This is a genomic window from Bartonella sp. MR90HLJMH (assembly GCF_042194115.1).
Lineage (GTDB): Bacteria > Pseudomonadota > Alphaproteobacteria > Rhizobiales > Rhizobiaceae > Bartonella > Bartonella grahamii.
Window position 1 is genome coordinate 1 of record NZ_JBHIMM010000053.1, and the last position, 512, is coordinate 512.

Annotated in this window: 2 pseudogenes; both read right to left on the reverse strand. The window is 39.1% G+C overall.

From position 1 onward, the window contains the following. Positions 1–352, reverse strand: a pseudogene (locus tag ACFIJ9_RS08730) (hypothetical protein); the annotation flags it as partial. A 69-nt stretch (positions 353–421) separates the two neighbouring features. Continuing rightward, positions 422–512: pseudogene (locus ACFIJ9_RS08735) on the reverse strand (TrwH protein); the annotation flags it as partial.

Consider the following 512-nt stretch of genomic DNA (forward strand, 5'->3'; position numbering starts at 1 on the left):
CTGTTTGCGAAAGTTGTTCTTTTTTTAACTCAAGCTGTTTTTTTAAGAGCTCTATAATCTCCAGATATTCTGCTGGTGGAGCAGGTGGTGGCGGTGCGAGATTTCCGTTATTTCCAGAAGTAGGTGGAAGATTTTTTGGTGGCTGGGAATCTTTTGGTGGCTTGCGGCGTCTTGGTGGTGTTGGGTTTTTTGTATGTTTTTTTAGTGCAGTGAGATCCTCTAACCCCGTACCAGAGACTACTACAGTAACACGCTCGTTACCTCCTCCTTGCTTAGTAACAGTGTCACTTCTTACTAAGTTTGTTGTTCCAAGAAACGCACTAATTGCTATGATAATAATCAGCTTTTGCATATTTTATTCCTTTTAATTTTCACATATTTAGAAAGACTGACCATTATATTATTAACTTCATAAATCAGTTTATGAGATTCCGTTGTCTCCTCGCTTAATTTCGGCAGGGATTGTTTTATTAATAGGCACACGGTTCCTATCATTGGGCTGTTTGAGCTTT